This is a genomic window from uncultured Fretibacterium sp. (genome assembly GCF_963544685.1).
In the GTDB taxonomy this organism is placed as follows: domain Bacteria; phylum Synergistota; class Synergistia; order Synergistales; family Aminobacteriaceae; genus CAJPSE01.
The window spans coordinates 1-17,858 of sequence record NZ_CAUUGJ010000040.1; the positions used below are offsets into that span (position 1 = coordinate 1).

General features: G+C 66.2%; 17 protein-coding genes. 10 read left to right on the forward strand and 7 right to left on the reverse strand.

The features are described from left to right. From ABLA28_RS05450 to ABLA28_RS05460, 3 genes are all read left to right on the forward strand, one after another. Nucleotides 1-364 (forward strand): L,D-transpeptidase (locus ABLA28_RS05450; RefSeq protein ID WP_347712826.1); only part of this gene is annotated, 364 nt, incomplete at its 5' end. Continuing rightward, complete coding sequence (locus ABLA28_RS05455) at nt 361-1,365, forward strand: MBL fold metallo-hydrolase (RefSeq protein WP_347712827.1); 1,005 nt, start codon at nt 361-363, stop codon at nt 1,363-1,365. The genes ABLA28_RS05450 and ABLA28_RS05455, both read left to right, overlap by 4 nt. Nucleotides 1,366-1,390: 25 nt before the next feature. Then, nucleotides 1,391-1,990: a hypothetical protein gene (locus ABLA28_RS05460; RefSeq protein WP_347712828.1), complete on the forward strand. Its 600-nt coding sequence runs from the start codon at nt 1,391-1,393 to the stop codon at nt 1,988-1,990. A 56-nt stretch (nt 1,991-2,046) separates the two neighbouring features. Here ABLA28_RS05460 and ABLA28_RS05465 read toward each other — a convergent pair whose 3' ends face one another. From ABLA28_RS05465 to ABLA28_RS05480, 4 genes are all read right to left on the reverse strand, one after another. Continuing rightward, nucleotides 2,047-2,769: an ABC transporter ATP-binding protein gene (locus ABLA28_RS05465; protein ID WP_299297831.1), complete on the reverse strand. Its 723-nt coding sequence runs from the start codon at nt 2,767-2,769 to the stop codon at nt 2,047-2,049. 7 nt (nt 2,770-2,776) lie between these two features. Continuing rightward, the gene (locus ABLA28_RS05470) at nt 2,777-4,717 is read right to left on the reverse strand and encodes a branched-chain amino acid ABC transporter ATP-binding protein/permease (protein ID WP_347712829.1); all 1,941 of its coding nucleotides are present in this window, start codon (nt 4,715-4,717) and stop codon (nt 2,777-2,779) included. After that, entirely contained in the window at nt 4,714-5,607 is an 894-nt protein-coding gene (locus ABLA28_RS05475) for a branched-chain amino acid ABC transporter permease (RefSeq protein WP_314717131.1), read from the reverse strand. The genes ABLA28_RS05470 and ABLA28_RS05475 overlap by 4 nt, the downstream gene beginning before the upstream one ends. 219 nt (nt 5,608-5,826) lie before the next feature. Beyond that, entirely contained in the window at nt 5,827-6,849 is a 1,023-nt protein-coding gene (locus ABLA28_RS05480) for an AraC family transcriptional regulator (protein ID WP_347712830.1), read from the reverse strand. 232 nt (nt 6,850-7,081) lie between these two features. On the opposite strand from ABLA28_RS05480, the gene ABLA28_RS05485 reads away from it, so the two are divergent. The 4 genes from ABLA28_RS05485 to ABLA28_RS05500 all read left to right on the forward strand — a co-directional run bounded on the left by ABLA28_RS05485 (nt 7,082) and on the right by ABLA28_RS05500 (nt 10,935). Further along, nucleotides 7,082-8,323 carry a GLUG motif-containing protein gene (locus ABLA28_RS05485; protein ID WP_347712839.1) on the forward strand — a complete coding sequence of 414 codons (1,242 nt, stop codon included), beginning with the start codon at nt 7,082-7,084 and terminating at the stop codon, nt 8,321-8,323. Nucleotides 8,324-8,533: 210 nt separating this feature from the next. After that, the gene (locus ABLA28_RS05490; RefSeq protein ID WP_347712831.1) at nt 8,534-9,532 is read left to right on the forward strand and encodes a lipoate--protein ligase; all 999 of its coding nucleotides are present in this window, start codon (nt 8,534-8,536) and stop codon (nt 9,530-9,532) included. 48 nt (nt 9,533-9,580) lie between these two features. Continuing rightward, the gene (gene lipA / locus ABLA28_RS05495; RefSeq protein ID WP_299298641.1) at nt 9,581-10,432 is read left to right on the forward strand and encodes a lipoyl synthase; all 852 of its coding nucleotides are present in this window, start codon (nt 9,581-9,583) and stop codon (nt 10,430-10,432) included. 41 nt (nt 10,433-10,473) lie between these two features. After that, the gene (locus tag ABLA28_RS05500; RefSeq protein WP_347712832.1) at nt 10,474-10,935 is read left to right on the forward strand and encodes a hypothetical protein; all 462 of its coding nucleotides are present in this window, start codon (nt 10,474-10,476) and stop codon (nt 10,933-10,935) included. A 111-nt stretch (nt 10,936-11,046) separates the two neighbouring features. Here ABLA28_RS05500 and ABLA28_RS05505 read toward each other — a convergent pair whose 3' ends face one another. Genes ABLA28_RS05505 through ABLA28_RS05515 form a run of 3 tightly spaced genes read right to left on the reverse strand, consistent with a single transcriptional unit; the run spans nt 11,047 to nt 14,237 of the window. Next, on the reverse strand, nt 11,047-12,696 hold the full coding sequence (locus tag ABLA28_RS05505) for a glycosyltransferase family 39 protein (protein ID WP_347712833.1): 1,650 nt from the start codon (nt 12,694-12,696) through the stop codon (nt 11,047-11,049). A gap of 57 nt (nt 12,697-12,753) precedes the next feature. Next, nucleotides 12,754-13,635, reverse strand: coding sequence for a hypothetical protein (locus ABLA28_RS05510; RefSeq protein WP_347712834.1), 882 nt, complete (start codon nt 13,633-13,635; stop codon nt 12,754-12,756). 50 nt (nt 13,636-13,685) lie between these two features. Then, a complete protein-coding gene (locus ABLA28_RS05515) occupies nt 13,686-14,237 on the reverse strand; it encodes an isochorismatase family protein (RefSeq protein WP_347712835.1) in 552 nt (183 codons plus the stop codon). A gap of 188 nt (nt 14,238-14,425) precedes the next feature. Between ABLA28_RS05515 and proB the strand changes: the two genes are divergently transcribed. From proB to ABLA28_RS05530, 3 genes are all read left to right on the forward strand, one after another. After that, the gene (gene proB / locus ABLA28_RS05520; RefSeq protein WP_347712836.1) at nt 14,426-15,541 is read left to right on the forward strand and encodes a glutamate 5-kinase; all 1,116 of its coding nucleotides are present in this window, start codon (nt 14,426-14,428) and stop codon (nt 15,539-15,541) included. Next, the gene (locus tag ABLA28_RS05525; RefSeq protein ID WP_347712837.1) at nt 15,489-16,883 is read left to right on the forward strand and encodes a glutamate-5-semialdehyde dehydrogenase; all 1,395 of its coding nucleotides are present in this window, start codon (nt 15,489-15,491) and stop codon (nt 16,881-16,883) included. The genes proB and ABLA28_RS05525 overlap by 53 nt, the downstream gene beginning before the upstream one ends. Nucleotides 16,884-17,386: 503 nt before the next feature. Next, on the forward strand, nt 17,387-17,858 hold a 472-nt coding region (locus ABLA28_RS05530; protein WP_347712838.1), incomplete at its 3' end, for a hypothetical protein.

Genomic DNA, 17,858 nt, shown 5'->3' on the forward strand with positions numbered 1-17,858 from the left:
GTCCCTCTACCGGGGGAACGAGCTGGTCAAGAACTACAGCGTCGCGGTGGGGCGGAACCCGGGCAACAAGCGGCGGATCGGGGACAACCGCACGCCGGTGGGGCGGTTCCGGGTCCAGTCCATCGAGAACTCGCAGAGCTGGAAGCACGACTTCGGGGACGGGAACGGCGTGATCGACGGGGCCTACGGCCCGTGGTTCATCCGCCTGAATACGGGCTGGAAGGGGATCGGCATCCACGGCACGCACGACCCCGACTCGCGCGGGAGCATGGCCACCGAGGGCTGCATCCGCATGAGCAACGAGGAGGTCCGGGAGCTCAGACGCTACGCCTACAGGAACATGAGGGTCATCATCGAGGAATGATTACGGTTTCAGAGGACCATCGCGAAACGCCGGTGTCCGGTCGCCCCGTCTCCCTTCCCGGGGGTCTGCACTGCATCGATTTGCCTCAGCCCCTCCCCGGATTCCGGCGCTTCATCTCCGCGTGGCTGTTCACGGACCCCCTGGGGCGCCGCGTCCTGGTCGATCCCGGCCCCGCGGATACGATTCCCCTCCTGATCCGGGAGCTGGAGTCCCTGACGGACGGGATAGACCTCATCCTGCTGACCCACATCCACCTGGACCATTCGGGCGGGGTGGGGCGGCTCTGTGTCCGTTTTCCCGGGGCCAGGGTGCTGGCTCATCCACGGGCCTTCAGGCATCTGACGGACCCCGAGAAGCTCTGGCGCGCCTCGGTGGAGACCCTGGGCGACGTGGCCCGGACCTATGGTCCGCCTGCGCCGGTCGACGGGGCGGTCCTGATCGAAAAGGACGAGGCGGGGCTTGTCGAGGTCTTTCCGACGCCCGGCCATGCCCCGCATCACCTGGCCTTCCGCGTCTCCTGCGGGGACGCGCGCCTTCTCTTCGTCGGGGAGGCCGCGGGGCTGACGCTGCCGACGGAGTCCGGAGAGCTGTGGCTGCGCCCCACAACCCCACCCCGTTTCGACGCGGCCGCGGCCCTGGAGTCCTTGGATCGGGTCGCCTCGGTGCTTGTCGGGGACGAGCTGCTCTGCTACGCGCATTGGGGTGCGTACGACGACGCCCGAAAACGCGTGGCGCTTGCGCGGTCGCAGGTCTCCGAGTGGCTGGATATCGTCGCCGGGATGCGGAATCGTCCTCCCGAGGCGATTGCGGGGTACCTTCTGGAACACGATCCCCTGCTGAGGGCCTCCCTGCCGGAGGACCTCCTGGAGCGGGAGCGGCTGTTCATATCGGAAACAGCGTGCTGGGTTTTCTGGGCTTTCTGGCCGGGCCGGCGGAGGCTCATGAAGGCGGGAGAAAAGCGGCATCGGAGTGAGTGCGCCGCGGGACGCCGTCTGCTATGAGAGGCTGAAACTGGAGGTGAAGGGTATGTCTGCACGAAAGAAGTTCACGTGTGCGGCTCTTGCTTGTTTTCTTGCGCTGGGAGGCGCGGGAGAGACGGAGGCCGTTTCGGCCGCCCCGGACCGCTGGACGGTCTCGATAGGGAAACTGGACGTGATGGGGGCCGCCGACGTGCGCGTGACCGGCAGGCTGGAGCTGGACCGGCCGCGCTCGGCGGACCTGACCCTGGAGGGGTTCGTCAATGGGACGGTGGCGGTCCGCTTTGTGCCCCCCGAAGGGTCTGCGGAGGGAGCTCAACCCTGCGGACTGGAGCTGACGGGCAAGGTGCGGGCCGAGGACCTTCCCACGGCGGCGATCACGGCCCTGCGCTGCACGTTCGAGGGTAGGCCGGACGGCGTCACGGCCTCGCTGCCCGAGGATGGCCTGAGGCTTCGGGACATGTCCGGGTATCTGGTCCCCGAGGGGCCCAAGCCGGTTCCGGAGTTTGTCGAGGCCTCGGGCTCATCCCCGTCCCCGGACTCCGATTCGGCCTCCCGTGGGGAGGGCGGCTGTGACGTCGGCCTGACCTGGCCGGCCTTGCTGCTGCTGTGCCTGGCGAGGCCGCTGTTCCACAAAAAAAGCAGATGACCTCAGCGGGACGAAGAAGGGCGGGCTTGAAGCCCGCCCTTCTTCGTCCCGACGCGTCACCCGCCCAGGTAGGCCTCCCGGATCCGCGGGTCCCTCAGGAGCTCCTCCCCGCTGCCCTGGATGGAGACGGCCCCGGTCTCCAGCACGTAGGCCTTGTGCGCCACCTTCAGCGCCGCGAAGGCGTTCTGCTCCACCAGCAGGATGGTGCGTCCCTGGGCGTTGATCGTGCGGATGATGCCGAAGACCTCCTCGACCAGTATGGGCGCCAGCCCCAGGGAGGGCTCGTCCAGCATCAGGAGGTCCGGCCGGCTCATCAGGGCACGGGCCACCGCCAGCATCTGCTGCTCGCCGCCCGAGAGGGTCCCGCCCTTCTGTCTGCGGCGCTCCTTCAGGCGCGGGAACAGGCTGTAGCCGTACTCCATGTCCTCCGCTATTCCCGCCGCGTCGCTGCGCGAATAGGCCCCCAACCGGAGGTTCTCCTCCACCGTCAGGTGCGGAAGGATGCGGCGCCCCTCCGGGCTGAGCGCAATGCCCATCCCGACGCGCCCGTTCGTCGGCACGCCGGACAGGGGCACGGCGTTCCCGGTCCTGGGCGACGTGAAGTCCATCCGCGCCGCCGTGGCCTTCACCAGCCCCATGATCGCGCGGATCGTGCTGCTTTTGCCCGCGCCGTTGGCCCCTATCAGCGTGACGATCTCGCCGCGGGCGATGGACAGGGACACGTCCCGGACCGCGTGGATTCCGCCGTAGCGGACGTTCAGCTTCTCGATCTCGAGCATACCCGCCTCAGGCATTTCCGGCGCCCTCCTTTCCGGCATCAAATCTGGCTTCGCGTCCGGCATCGAGTCCGGCTCCGCGTCCGGCCTCGTGCATGGCCTCCGAGCCCAGATAGGCCTCGATGACCCTGGGGTTGGCCCGTATCTCCCCGGGCGTCCCGCAGGCGATGTGGACTCCCTGGTCCAGAACGTGGATGACGTCGCAGACGTTCATGACCACCTTCATGTCGTGTTCGATCAACAGGATCGTCAGCTGGAATTCGTCCCTCAGCCTCCGGATGAAGCGCATCAGCTCCTCGGACTCCTGGGGGTTCATGCCCGCCGCGGGCTCGTCCAGCAGCAGGAAGCGCGGCTCCGTCGCCAGGGCGCGCGCGATCTCGAGCCGCCTCTGGGCCCCGTAGGGCAGGGACGAGGCCGGCTCGTCGGCGTAGTCGTCCAGTCCCAGGCGCTTCAGCAGGCTCGCGGCACGCAGACGGATCTCCCCATCCTCGCGCAGGGAGTCCGGGAAGAGGAAGGGCAGCAGGGTCATCCACCACCGGGTCCTCTGGCGCACCCACGCCCCTACCATGACGTTCTGGAGCGCCGTCTCGTTTCCGAAGAGCCGGATGTTCTGGAAGGTGCGCGACAGGCCCGCCCGGCACACCGCGTGCGGGGTCAGGCCGGTCAGGCTTCGGCCCAGGAACTCCACGTGGCCCTCCGTCGGCCTGTAGAAGCCGCTGATGACGTTGAAGGCGGTGGTCTTTCCCGCGCCGTTCGGCCCGATCAGGCCGACGATCTGCCCCTCCTCGATGGAGAAGGACAGGCGGTTCACCGCGACGAGCCCGCCGAAGCGCAGCGTGACGTCCTTCACCTCCAGCATGGGGCCGGAGCGTTCGGCCGCCGGCCCGTCCGCGCCGTCCCCGCGGCGACGGTTCGGGGCCCGAAGGAGCCAGTTCCACGAGAACTCGCGCATCCCCATGATCCCCTCGCGCCGGAAGATGATGACGACGATCAGGAGCACGGAGAAGAGGACCATCCGCATCCCCGGGATGCCCGGGATGTGCAAGGAGCCCAGGGTGATGGGGTTCTCGACGAACCGCAGCCACTCCAGCATCGTCGTCACGAGGACGGAGCCGATCAGGGATCCGGTGATGGAGCCCAGTCCACCCACGACGACGATCATCAGCAGGCTGTAGGTCTGCGTGATCATGAACATGCGCGGGTCGATGGTGGTGACGAGGTTCCCCATCAGGGCGCCGCCGATCCCGCCGCCGAAGCAGCCCAGGGTGAAGGCGAGGACCCGCGTTCTGAAGGTGTCGACGCCCATCGTCCGGGCCGCTATTTCGTCGTCGCGCACCGCCCTCAGGATGTTTCCGAAGTTGCTGCGCATCATGCAGACCGTGCAGAACAGAAAGACGGCGAGGCAGCCGTAGCTCATCCAGAGCGTGGTGTGGGCGGGGATGCCCTTGAGTCCCAGGGACCCGTTGGTCAAAGGGGTGAGGTTGGTGATCAGGATGCGAATGATCTCGGCGAACCCCAGGGTCGCGATGCCCAGGTAGTCCCCGCCGAGCCGCAGCACGGGCAGGGCGATCAGCCAGCCGAAGAACGCGGCGATCAGCCCCGCGGCGAGGAGCGACACCAGAAACGGAGCCTGGAGGTTCAGGAGCCACGGGGCGATGGGCTCCAGGATCCACATGGCCTCCTTCTGAGCCGGGGAGAGGATCAGGAGCGCGGAGACGTAGGCGCCGATGGCCATGAACCCCGCGTGCCCCAGCGAGAACATTCCGGTCATGCCGTAGATGAGGTTCAGGCTCAGCCCCAGGATGCCGTTGATGGCGATCAGGTTGAGGATGCGCAGCTGATAGCCGTTCAGGCCCGTCGGGGCCCAGTTCAGGAAGAGCGCGAAGAGGGCGCAGGCTGCCAGGGTCAGGGCCCCGCCCAGGATGCCCCGCAGCGGCGTGTCCGGTCTCATATCTTCTCCTCCAGTCGCTCGCCCATCAGGCCCGTGGGGCGGAACAGCAGGATGGCGATCAGGAGCATGAAGGCGAAGGCGTCCTTGTAGCCGGAGAGGGTGGGGAAGAAGGCGACGGACATGATCTCGACGAACCCCAGGAGGATCCCCCCGACCATGGCTCCGGGGATGGAGCCGATTCCGCCGAAGACGGCGGCGATGAACGCCTTGATGCCGGGAAAGAGCCCCATGAAGGGCTCGACCCGCGGATAGCGCAGCGCCCAGAGGATGCCCGCCACGGCGGCCAGGGCCGAGCCCAGGGCGAAGGTCAGGGCGATGATCCCGTCCACCGAGACGCCCATCAGGCGCGTGGTCTCGATATCGTGGGAGATGGCACGCATCGCCAGGCCCGGCTTGGTCCGGTAGACCATCCAGAGCAGCGCGCCCACCAGCAGGAACGAGATGACCGGGACCATCAGCCCCAGGGGGATGAGGCGCACCCCTCCGACCGGGATGGGCTTCATCAGGAGCGGCGGCTGGACGACGGGACGGGGCATCCCGGAGAACACCACGACCGCCAGGTTCTCGATGAGGAACGAGACGCCGATGGCGCTGATGAGCGCGGAGATGCGGGGGGCGCTGCGGAGGGGGCGGTAGGCGACGCGGTCCACCAGGAGCCCGCAGACCGTGGCGCCGAGGACGGCCAGGGCGACCCCGGCGGCCCAGGGCAGCTTGAAGACGACGGTGGCGAAGTAGACGAAGTAGGCCCCCAGCATGAAGATGTCGCCGTGCGCGAAGTTGATGAGCCGCAGGATGCCGTAGACCATCGTGTACCCCACCGCGACCAGCCCGTAGAGCGACCCCAGGCCAAGCGCGTTGATGAAATGCTGAACAAACATGTTCAGGCTCAACCCATACTCCCCCTTCTTTGCCGCTTCCTTCGGAAAATTCGGCAAGGACTTCGATGCTGCAGGATCGGCGATCGAAAATTATTGAAATTGCCCTTCATTATATAGCATTCCCTCGTCGATTTGGGCTCTTTATGGGGTGGGGTGAAAACGACGGCGACGGGACTTTCTGCGGGGTACGGCGGATGTCGAGACTCGCCCTTGGCCCGGCAATCCAGCGAATCAGGGCTCCCGGAGCGGCGAAGCGCCGCGCCCGTTCCGCCGGTACCGGATCGGGGAGACGCCGTAGCGTCGCTTGAAGGCGCTGCCGAAATTTCCGCTGTTGGAATAGCCGACGTCGGAGGCAATTTCCAAGACGGATTTATCCGTCTCGAGCAGCAGCGTCGCGGCCAGGCTCAGGCACAGGTTCCTGTGGTGGGTGTAAATCGGCTCTCCGAAGATATTTTTGAAGCCCTTCTTCATCGTGGTGGAGTTGACGGACAGCTCATGGGCGAGTTCAGCGATCGACGGAGGGTTGTCTATGCGCTCCATCAGGATTCCCGGAATCATTCTGATCCGCTCCAGCTCGAACGCGTCCCCGCCATTCCCCCCGTTTTCCTCGGCCGGCAATCCCCTGGCAATGATCCGCGACAGTATCTCCATAAACTTGCCCTCGAGGAACAAGCGCCTGGCCCGAGCCGGATAGTCGCAATTCAGCATCTGCAGAAAGGAGCCGGCCATGCACTGCGGCGCACGCAGCAGACGAGGCCCGCCTCCGTATCCGCCGCTCGCTCCGAGCGCCTCCGCCCACAACGCGCCGCCGTCCTCCCCGAGGAGGTCCGACAATATCCTCCCGGGGCCGCCGAAGGCGATGGTCCTGCTCGGCCTTCCGCCGCGAAAGACCATGCTGCCCCTGCAGCCCGACGGCGGCATCAGAAAGAGGTCCCCAGGCAAGACCATCCTGCCGCTGCTCTCGTCCAGGAGGTAGGAGCCGTCTGCGAGGTAGTCCATCCCCAGGGCGCCGCCGCCGAAATCGTAGGGGATGACGATGTCCGCCCTCGGCGAGATCTCGAGGATGTTCAGGCTCGCGCCGTGGAACAGGCTGTGGTTTTCCAGAAGGATCTCCGCAAATGGGGTAGATAAGGAGACAAGCCCATCCTCCGGGCCGTCCGCCTCCGAGACGTTCACGGGCCTCCCCGTCTCATGGATTGCCTCGAAAAACTCTATGTGATCCCTGAAGGTGACGCTGCAAGACCGTGCAATCATTATGGACTTTCCCCATACAGGCTTTCATTCCCGGCAAAGCCGTCCCCCACAAGCCATCGAACCTTTTGTCAGCACGCACAAACTGAAATATTATATCATTTCGAGAAAAATTTCCTTTCCCATGACAAAAATTTCCTCCCGCATAAGCCCTCGCCTGTTTGTGATGTCATACTGTTTCCATGACAGGCAGAGATGCCAAATCACCCCTGGGAGGTGCTTCCATTTGAAGAATATGAGAAACCGGCGCGGCGCGTTGAACTTCGTCATGCTCTTTCTTCTGGGTATCGTGCTGCTGGCGAACGGAGGTTGCGGCGGGAGCGGAAAGAGCGAAAGTTCGGCATCGCCCTTTGCGGGAGGGGTGGGGACGCCGGAGGACCCCTACCGGATCGCGACGGCGGGACAGCTCGCAAAGATCAGGGATTACCGGGACAAATCCTTCATCCTGATCTCGGACATCGACCTGTCGTCGTACGGCAACTGGGACCCGATCGGCACGTTCAACATGGCGAGCGACGACCCCGAAAAAAGTGAGGTCGCCAAATCCTCGCTTGCCTTCGTAGGCCGGTTCGACGGCGACGGGCACACGATCTCGAATCTGACCGTCAACCGCCCCGAGACCGTAGGCGTCGGGCTGTTCGGCTTCGTGATGGGCAATGCCGCTTCCCCGTCCATCCGGAACCTGACCGTCAGCAATGCGGACGTCAAAGGCGCTTGCATGGTTGGGGGCGTCGTCGGGGTGATCAACGGCGGGATAACCGGCATCAAGCTGACCGGCGGGAACAGGGTGGAAGGCTACATGGTCGGCGCCGTTGGCGGCATAGCGGGAATGGGGTACGGCGCCATCGAAAACTGCTCCGCCAACGCGAGCGTAATCTCCAACGGGAAGAACATGCAGGGGCTCGGCCTCATTTGCGGGGGCGGCAAGTGGCTGACCGTCCGCGCCTGCACGGCAGAGGGGAACGTCACGGCAAAGGGATTCGGGGCTTTTTCGGTAGGAGGGCTGGTCGGCTGCATCCAGGAATCGCCGGTCATGGAGAACTGCGCCGTAAAGGCGACCATCGATGCCTCGGACGAAAAGAGCTTCATGGTCGGCGGGTTGACGGGGCACGCCGGCAATTATGACAAGAGCAATCCCACCCTGATCCGAAACTGCTCTGCCGACGTCGACATCACGGTCTCGGCCTCGTCGAAGCGAGTCGGCGGGCTGATCGGCGGAAACCTCTTCGTGTCGGCATTCCTGGAGGAGCACCCGGGCCCCTCGCTCTATCGCATAACCGGCTGCGCCACATCCGGCTCCATCAAGGGAAACGCGAGCCAAGTCGGGAGCATCGCCGGATACGGCTACGATTGCTCCGTCACGGACTGCACGAGCACGCTCGTCTGGAGCGGCGGTGCGATCGAACAGGTTGGCCTGATGCACGGCGCGGGGGATACGCCCGACCCCATCGGCCTGGATTACTACGCGGGCGAATGAACGATCGTAAAATGAAAAGGTGAGGCCATGCGTGCCTGATCGCACCGGGAGGCCGGCCGTCCGTTGGGCGGCCGGCCTCCCGCATCGCCGTGCGTACCGCCCGGGACGCGGCGGCTCCATCCGCATACGCGCGGGGCCCCGTACAGGGATGCCCACGGCAGGCCGCGTGGTGTACAATGAGGACAATATGACACCGAGGAGGCGCATCCTTTGCTGCTGATAGAAAATCCATCCACCGACCCCGCGTACAACCACGCCCTCGAGGAGTATCTTCTGAGAAACGTCCGGGAGGACGTCTTCATGGTCTGGCAGAACGTGCCGACGATCCTGATCGGCCGCAACCAGGACGCCCGCTGCGAGTACGACGCCGACTACGCCGAGGAGAAGGGCATCCGGGTGGTGCGCCGGCTCTCGGGTGGGGGCACCATCTACTGCGACCTCAAGAACCTCCAGTACACCCTCATCGCTCCCTTCCGGGACGAGGGGGAGAACCCGTTCCTGAAGTTCGCCGCCCCGGTCGTCGACGCCCTGAGACACCTCGGGATCGACGCGGAGTTCACGGGCCGGAACGACATCACCGTGGAGGGCAAGAAGGTCTCCGGCAACGCCCAGTTCCGGTTCGAGAACCGGGTGCTGCACCACGGGACGCTCCTGTTCGACGTGGATAGGGAGGCCATCTCCAAGGCCCTGCGGCCCAACCCGATCAAGCTCGTGAACAAGCAGATCCAGTCCGTCGCCAGCCGGATCGGGACGCTCTCCGAATACGTCCGCATGGACGTGCGGGCGTTCATGGAGTACCTGAAAGGCCACTTCATGAAGCACTACGGCATCCGGGAGACCTACGTCCTCCGCGAGGACGAGCTGCGGGAGGTGCTGCGGATCAAGCGGGAGCGCTTCGACTCCCCCTCCTGGAACCTGGGGGTTCGGTATCGTTTCACCCACAGCTACGACGTCCACCACCCCTTCGGCATGATCGGCTATCGTCTCGACGTCGACGCAGGGGTCATCCGGCACGCGGAGATCCTGGGGGACTTCTTCGGAGACCGTGACGTCTTCGAGCTGGCGCAGCGGCTGAAGGGAAACGCCTTGGAACATGGCGCCCTGATTCGATGCCTGGAGGGCGTCCGGGCCGGGGACTACATCCATGGGATGGAGAACGAGGTGCTGATCGGGGACATGATGGCCGCCCGGGCCACGGACGCGGCCTGAGGCCGGAACAAGACCATCTCAGAAAAGACAACAGGGAGGGATCGGACCATGACAACCGCAAAGACAGCGGTACGCAAGCCCGAGTGGCTGAAGATCAAGATTCAGGGCGGCCGACCGTTTCAGGAGGTCGAGGAGCTCCTGAGGGGTCTGCACCTGAACACCGTGTGCCAGGAGGCCAACTGCCCGAACCGCATGGAATGCTACGGCAAGAGGACGGCGACCTTCATCATCCTGGGCCGGAACTGCACACGCAACTGCACCTTCTGCAACGTCAGCCGGGAGCTCCCCGACCCCGTGGACCCGCTGGAGCCGGAGCACGTCGCCAGGGCCGTCCACTCGCTGAAGCTCCGCCACGCCGTCGTCACCTCCGTCACGCGGGACGACCTCCCCGACCAGGGCGCGGGGCAGTTCGCCGCCTGCCTCCGGGAGCTCCGGGCGCTGTGCCCGGACACGACCGTCGAGCTGCTGATCCCGGACATGCAGGGGCGCGAGGACCTGCTGGACATCATCCTGGCGGAGCGTCCGGACGTCCTGAACCACAACGTGGAGACGGTGCCCTCCCTGTACTTCAAGGTCCGCCCCCAGGCGAACTTCGAGCGGTCCCTGGCCGTCCTCCGCTACGCGAAGGAGAAGGGCTTCAAGACGAAATCGGGCATCATGGTCGGGCTCGGCGAGCGGGAGGACGAGGTGATCGACGTCATGAAGCGGCTCAGGGAGGGGGACTGCGACATGCTGACCGTAGGGCAGTACCTCCAGCCGACCTCGCGGCACATCGCGGTGCACGAGTACGTCACCCCCGAGACGTTCGAGTTCTACCGCGTCAAGGCCCTGGAGCTCGGCTTCGCGCGGGTGGCCTCCGGGCCGTTCGTCCGCAGCTCCTACAAGGCCGAGGCGCTGTGATTCCACAGCTCTGAGTTTCCCGATTCGAAGAGGAGGATGACATGAGATCCGGAACGTTCGTTTTGGGACTGGCGCTGGCCCTGGCCGTCCCCGCCCCGGCCTCGTCAACGGCCGGGGATGCGGGCGCCGAACCGTCGGTGCGCGTGCAGGAGGCGGAAGGCGCGCTGGCCGGTTTTCCCGAGCATGACGAGTTCATCGCCGACACGACGGAGCCGCAGGTCAAGGTTCTGTTCTCGACCGGGAAGGACGTAAGGGACTTCAAGGTTCTGGCGCTCACCCTCGAGGACTCGGACGAAAAGATAACGTTTTCGGCCAAAGAGCTGTATGCCCTCGACAAGCTGACGCCGAAACGTCCTTTGGTGGTGGGATTGACGTCCTACGGAACGATCCCCCATTACGGGATCTCCTACGTGGACGAAAACGGCGCGACACGGAGCTTCGCCGTCAGCGAGAGCGGAGAGGACGGCTCGCTTTTCCTGATGGAAATCTCGACGGTCCCCTGAGACGGCATCCGGGGTCCTTTGCCGGGAGAGGCCCGGGCCGACGCTCGAGGGAGCTCGGTCCGGGCCTCTCTCCGGTGCGACGAGGCCGAGATTCTCGGGCCTTCGTAGGCCTCAATACGGCTCCGCCGGCTCGATGTCCACCGACGAGGCGGGCCGCGGGGCGTCGGCGTGCAGAGGGGGCTTTCGGTTGCTCAGCACCATCACCTTTCCCGCATCGTAAAGCACGTTGACCTCCTGCGGCAGAGGGGCCAGGAGCTGCTGATCGCTCCCGACCAGCAGAAGGACCCGTTCCTTACCCTCCCAGAGGAGGTGCAGCGCCGTGTCGTTCTCCACCTTCTGCTCCGCGAACCCCGGCATCAGAGGGCTGTTGACCAGGATGGAGTCCTTCAGCGTGTAGAAGAACAGGGAGGGCCGGTTCATGACGTACTGGGCCAGGACGCAGCAATCCACGTTTCCGATGGCCAGCCCCGCCTCCCGCACGGAGGTGTTCTCCGCCAGGAGGTCGAAGACTCCGGCCAGAGGAAGAAGCGCCAGCATCGCCGCGGCGGAGAGGTTGCGCATCATCTTGGACGGCTGCCGCGTCTTGGCGTAATACCAGCTCGCGCCGCCGAACAGGATCAGGAAAACGGCCCAGGGGACGATGGAGAGCAGCGCAGACAATAAAACGGGAAAGGCCCCGAGGGACAGGAAGAGCCCCACGGTGAGGGCGAGCAGCAGGCAGATCAGGTTGAGCGCCACGGCGCCCTGCAGCACGCGGACCCGGTCCTTTTCCAGCCACTCGTCGATGCAGTCCCCGGTCAGCGCCGCCAGGGGCGCGAGGCAGGAGACGAGGGCCAGGGCGTCGCCCATGAACACCCCGAAGAGGAGGAACACCCCGGCTCCGGTGAGCAGGAGGAGCCTCGGGCCCTCCGGGTTCAGCAGGTCCTCCCCGCTCCGAGGCCACGAGGCCGCGGCCGCGCGCAGAAGGAACCCCGTCCAGGGAAGGCTCCCCGCCGCCAGAACCGGCAGGGCGAAGGAAGCGGAGGGCAGGGCCGCGGGCGTACGGTAGAGCATCAGCGTCAGGGCCATCGGGTTCTCCAGGCGCAGCAGGAGCATGTAGCCCAGCGCCAGCACCGCCGTGACCGCGGCGCCCGGCCTGTAAAGCAGGGGGCGGGTCAGAGCCCCGGGGTCGTCGGTCAGGACCGAGTAGAGGTAAAGGCAGAGCCACGGCAGAAGGATGCCCTCCGGGCCGTGGACGATGAAGGCCAGCGCCGCGGCGGCATGGGCCAGGACGGCGTAGCGTCGGTCGTCCCACGCCCTGACGAACCCCGCCAGGGCGAACGCGACGAGGCAGGCGTAAAGGGCGTGCGGGGCCGCCAGCTGGGAGGCGGCGAACCCCAACAGGGAGGTCCCGCAGATCACGGCCGCCAGACGCGCCCCGCGAACCCGGCCCCGCCGGACCGCCAGGGCCGCCGCGGCCGCCATGCCGAGGCCGGCGAGCGCCGGCCAGAAGCGGACGGAGAACTCGTCCCACCCCAGGATATGCAGGGACAGGGCCTCGAGCCACCAGAACCCCGTGGACTTTCCGAGGTAGGGGGTCCTCCCGATGCCGGGCCGCAGGGAGGACCCCTGAAAGGCGGCGTTCGCCCCGATGGAGGCGTGGATCCCCTCGAGGGGATCCAGGAGCCCATGATCGCCGATGCCCCGGAAGCAGAGGTAGCCCAGGATCAGGGCGATCAATAGAGCGACCCGATGCCGGGAACAGAATGTTTTCAGGGACACGGTCTCACCCCGTCGAGACGAAAACGCCGATTCCATCCACCCGCACCGTGAAGCCACTTAACGGACATCGTCCGAGAGGGTCTGGAGCAGTTCGCAGCCGACGAGCGTCAGCGCGCACGCCTCCAGGGCGAAGGGAAGCCGCCCCACGTAGACGCCGTCCAGCTTGACGTAGTTCCCCGGCTTGAGCCCGGCCAGCGGCGTCGCCAGGGACGGAGCGTAGAACACGGCCTGGAGGTTGTCCTTGGGGATGAGCGATGGGGACGAGGGGCCGAATTTGAGGACGTAGCCGTAGTCGTTCAGCCGCTCCAGGGTGTTCACGTAGCCGCTGACGACGATGCGCTTGTCCTTCCAGCGCCGGTCGAAGGAGGCCTCCCCCTGTGCGATCTCCCGGGCCAGGACGCTCGCCTCCTGAACCCCCTCCTTCCGGTCCGCTATGCGCTGCTCCACGTCGCGGTAGAGGGGAAGGAACTGCTCGAACCCCTGACCGACAAGAGGTTCGAGCAGCGCAAGGGCGTCGTCCAGGCGGCGCTCCCCCCCGTGGGCGTTGGCGTAGAAAAAGGCCAGGACATAGTCCACATAGGGGTCCTTGCCCCTGGCCTCCTCCAGCCTGGCGCGCCACTCCATGGGCGACCGCCTCTCCCCGCCCACCCCGGAGAGGGAGAAGTTCGCCAGCTGAGCCATGGCCCGGTAGTCCCCCTTGGCCTCGGCCCTGCGGTACCACTCCCCTGCCAGACCCTCGTCCTGGGAAACCCCCTCGCCGTAGTCGTACATGACGGCGATCGCCGTCATGCAGCGTGGGTCGTCCGAGGCGAGCATCCACTGGTTCAGGGCCTCCGTATAGTCCCCGGCCCGACGGGCCTCCAGCCCCTCCTCATAGCTCCCGTCCGCCCCCAGGGCGAGGAACGGCAGCAGCAGCAGGGCTGCGAATATCCTTTTCATCCCGGCGCCTCCCTCATGCGCACATCATTTGCAAGCCCCGTTTTCGGGCCTCATTTGAACAGGGGCAGGAGCGCCTTGAACCCCGGCGCCTTCGAGTCCCCCAGCATCTGGTAGATGACCGTCTCCGTCGGCACGACGAGGGCGCCGCATCCCCGCGCCGCGTCCAGGGCCAGGGCGTGATTCGCCGCGTCGCGGCTCCCGCAGGCGTCGGCGACGAGGACGACGCTCCGCCCCCGTCCGATCAGGTCCATCACGGTGGACAGGATGCAGATGTGGGTCTCTATCCCGAACAGGACCGTAACGGGCCGGTCCAGCGCGTCCAGCGCCTCGTCGAAGCCGTCGTGTCCGCAGCAGGAGAAGCTCGTCTTCTCGATGCACGGCGTCCCCGGCGGGAGGAGCGAGGACAGCTGGAGCAGGGTGGGTCCGATGCCCTTGGGGTACTGTTCGGTGACGAGCAGCGGCAGGTTCAGCACCCTCACGGCGGTCAGCAGGCGCACGACGTTCCGCAGCACGGCCTCCCTCCCGGAGATGAGCGGCATCAGGTGTTCCTGGATATCGACCATCAGCAGGGCCGAGTTCTTCGCTTCCATCGGTACGAACATCGAAACACAATCTCCTTCTTTCCGTCGTGAAGGACTTTTTCATGCTCGGGGATCTGCGCGGGGTTCCGTTTCCCCCACGTCCTCGGGATCCTTCAACTTTCCGGCGTTTTCATTATACAATAAGGGAAATTCCGGCGCTCGAGGCCGGACGGGGGGCCCGCCGGGCCCCGCTCGGGGAGTGTGGAAAGGTGAAACGTGAAAGCCTGCGCGGCTGCAAGCGCATCGTCGTCAAGGTGGGGACCAGCTCCATCACCTACCCCACAGGAAAGATCAACCTGGAGAAGATGGAGCGGCTGGTCCGGGAGCTCTCCGACCTGCACAACTCGGGGCGCGAGCTGATCCTCGTCAGCTCGGGGGCCGTGGGGGCCGGGGCCGGAAAGCTGGGGCGGACCCCGTCCAGCCTTCCGGAGAAGCAGGCCCTGGCCGCCGTGGGGCAGGGCCTGCTGATGCAGATGTACGAGAAGTTCTTCTCGGAGTACTCCAAGAGCGCGGCCCAGATCCTCCTGACCCGCGACTGCTTTGCGGACCCGAGCCGGTACCTGAACTTCCGCAACACGGTCTTCGCGCTGCTGGACTACGGCGTCATCCCCATCGTCAACGAGAACGACACCGTCGCGGTGGACGAGCTGAAGTTCGGGGACAACGACCGGCTCTCGGCGATGGTCGCCTGCAACTCCGAGGCCAACCTGCTGATCATCCTGTCGGACATCGACGGCCTCTACGACGCCGACCCCCGCAGGAACCCCGACGCGCGCCTGATCCCCGAGGTCGCCGCCATCACGGAGGCGATGGAGGCCAACTCGACGACGAAGGGCAGCTCGATGTCCAGCGGAGGGATGGCCACCAAGCTGGCCGCGGCGCGGATCACGATGTCCAACGGGATCCCGATGGTGATCGCCTCCAGCGACGAGCGCAGCGCGATCCGGCGCATCGCCGGGGGCGAGCCGATCGGGACCTTCTTCGTCCCCGGCCGGGAGGGGTACGCCGCACGCAGGCAGTGGCTGGCGGTCGGCAGCACCCCCAGAGGCGTCCTGCGGGTGGACCCGGGGGCCGAGCGCGCCCTGCTCCATCAGGGCAAAAGCCTCCTGCCCTCGGGCATACGGAGCGTCGAGGGGGATTTCCATCTTGGGGACGTGGTGTCGATCCGCAACGAATCGAACCTGGAGATCGCCAGGGGAATCAGCAACTACGCCGCCGGGGACGCGCGCAGGATCCTGGGCCGGCACTCGGGCGAGATCGCCGCGGTCCTGGGTGTCTGCGATTACGAGGAAGTGGTGCACCGCAACAACCTGGCCCTGGTATAGGGATCGTGCGGAGAAGCCGTTGGCGGAGGTTGAGTTGATGGAGGTCGAAATGAGCATACAGCGGGAATTGGCAGGCATGGGGGAGAGGGCGCGGGCCGCGTCGCGGGTCCTCTCCACGGCGAGGACGGAGGACAAGAACGGGGCGCTCCGCGCCATGGCGGCGGCGATTCGGGCGGACTCCGCCGCGATCCTCGGGGAGAACGCGAAGGACCTCGAGGACGGGCACGCGGCCGGGCTCTCCGCGGCCACCCTGGACCGTCTCGCGCTCGACGAGGCGCGCATCGAGGGCATGGCCTCCGGACTGGAGGAGATCGCCGCGCTCCGGGACCCCATCGGCGAGGTGACGGGGATGTGGACCGTGGAGCAGGGCCTCAGGATCGGCCGGGTCCGCGTCCCCCTGGGCGTGGTGGGCATCATCTACGAGGCCCGTCCCAACGTGACCGCCGACGCGGCGGGGCTCTGCCTCAAGTCGGGCAACGCCGTCATCCTGAGGGGCGGCCGGGAGGCCCTGCGCTCCAACGTCGCCATCGCCCGTAGCCTTCGGTCCGCCGCCGCGGACGCGAAAATGCCGGAGGGAACGGTCCAGCTCGTCTCCGACCCCGGACACGAGGCCTCCCTTGCCCTGATGCAGCTCCAGGCCCTGGACGTCCTGATCCCCCGCGGGGGCAAAGCCCTGAAGAAGGCGGTGACGGAGAACGCCAGGGTCCCCTACATTATGACGGGGGACGGCAACTGCCACACGTTCGTCGACGCCTCGGCCGACGCCGGCATGGCCCTGTCCATCGCGATCAACGCCAAGACGCAGCGCAGCGCGGTCTGCAACGCCATGGAGACCCTGCTGATCCACCGGGACATCGCGAAGGAGTTCGTCCCCGCGGTCATGGAGGCCCTGGCGGCGCGCGGGGTGGAGCTTCGCGGGGACGAGGCCGTGCGGGCCCTCTATCCTCAGGCGAAGCCCGCCACGGAGGAGGACTGGGCGACCGAGTACCACGACAGGATCCTGGCCGTCCGCATCGTGGACGGCATCGAGGAGGCGATGGACCACATCCACCGCTACGGGACGAAGCACAGCGAGGCCATCGTGACGGAGAGCTACGCGAACGCCCAGCGCTTCCTGTCGGGCGTCGACGCGGCGGCCGTCTACGTCAACGCCTCGACGCGCTTCACCGACGGGGGCGTGTTCGGCTTCGGCGCCGAGATGGGCATCAGCACGCAGAAGCTGCACGCGCGCGGCCCCATGGGCGTCGAACAGCTCACGTCCACCAAGTTCGTCGTCTACGGCTCCGGCCAGATCCGGGGCGAAAACCCCGCGCCGACCCGCCAGGCCGGAACGTATCATTAGGGAAACGCCGATTTTATCCGATTTTATCCATGAAGCACCCCGGCGGTACCCCAGCCTGCCTGTTTTGAGGAAGAAGCTTACCAGGACCGCCGCTATCCCCGGAGGGGAGCCTTCCGGCCCGCTCCACATGTTTCAGTATAATTACTTATTGCCACCCCGGACGATTCGTATTTTACTGAGTTTACTCAAGAAAAGTTATGTTCCGAGAACACCATGAAGTTGGATTCGTTGACATACGAGGCTACGCGCCCAACGCGGACCCGATGAACGAACTTCCTCCGAACGCAGGCGCGAAGCGACCCCAACCAGGTCCGTTTCGCGCTTTTTTGTACCCTCGTCCCCCCTTCCCCGGAGGGCTCGAGACCGAAGCCGGAAGCAAAAAAGGAGGTACCGATAGGGAAAACGACGCCTGACGGATCGGTTCCATCGCTCACGAACTTTCCCACCCCCTCGGCTCGATGAACGACAGCCTGCCGAACGACGACGAAAGAAGGAGGCGTCTCATGCGTCACAAGCCCCGAAGATTTACGGCCGCCCTGATCGTGTTCTCCCTGTTCTTCCAGCTTCTGCCCTTCCCCGCTCTTGCGGGCGGAGGGAGGCGCGGCGTCCTCCGGGCCCCCGAGCCGACGGCGGCAGGGGCGCTTCGTGCATCCCTGAAGCCGGACGTCTCCTCGCCGCAAGGCGGCCCCGTCCAACCCCTTCCCCCCATCCGGCCCATCCGGACCGCGGCGACTGCGGCCACGGCCCACATCACCGCACCGGCGGACATGGGCGTCGTGACGGCGCCGACGAAGATCGTCGGAACCGCCGCGGCCGACGGCATGACGAAGTACACGCTGGCCTATGCCCCGGTGCAGGAGCGCAATGAAGGCGACCCGGAGTACAAGCCGGTCGAGTACGTCGTGTTCGCGACCGGCACTCAGCCCGTCAGCGGCGGCGTGCTGGGCGTGTTCGACCCGACGCTGCTGCCCAACG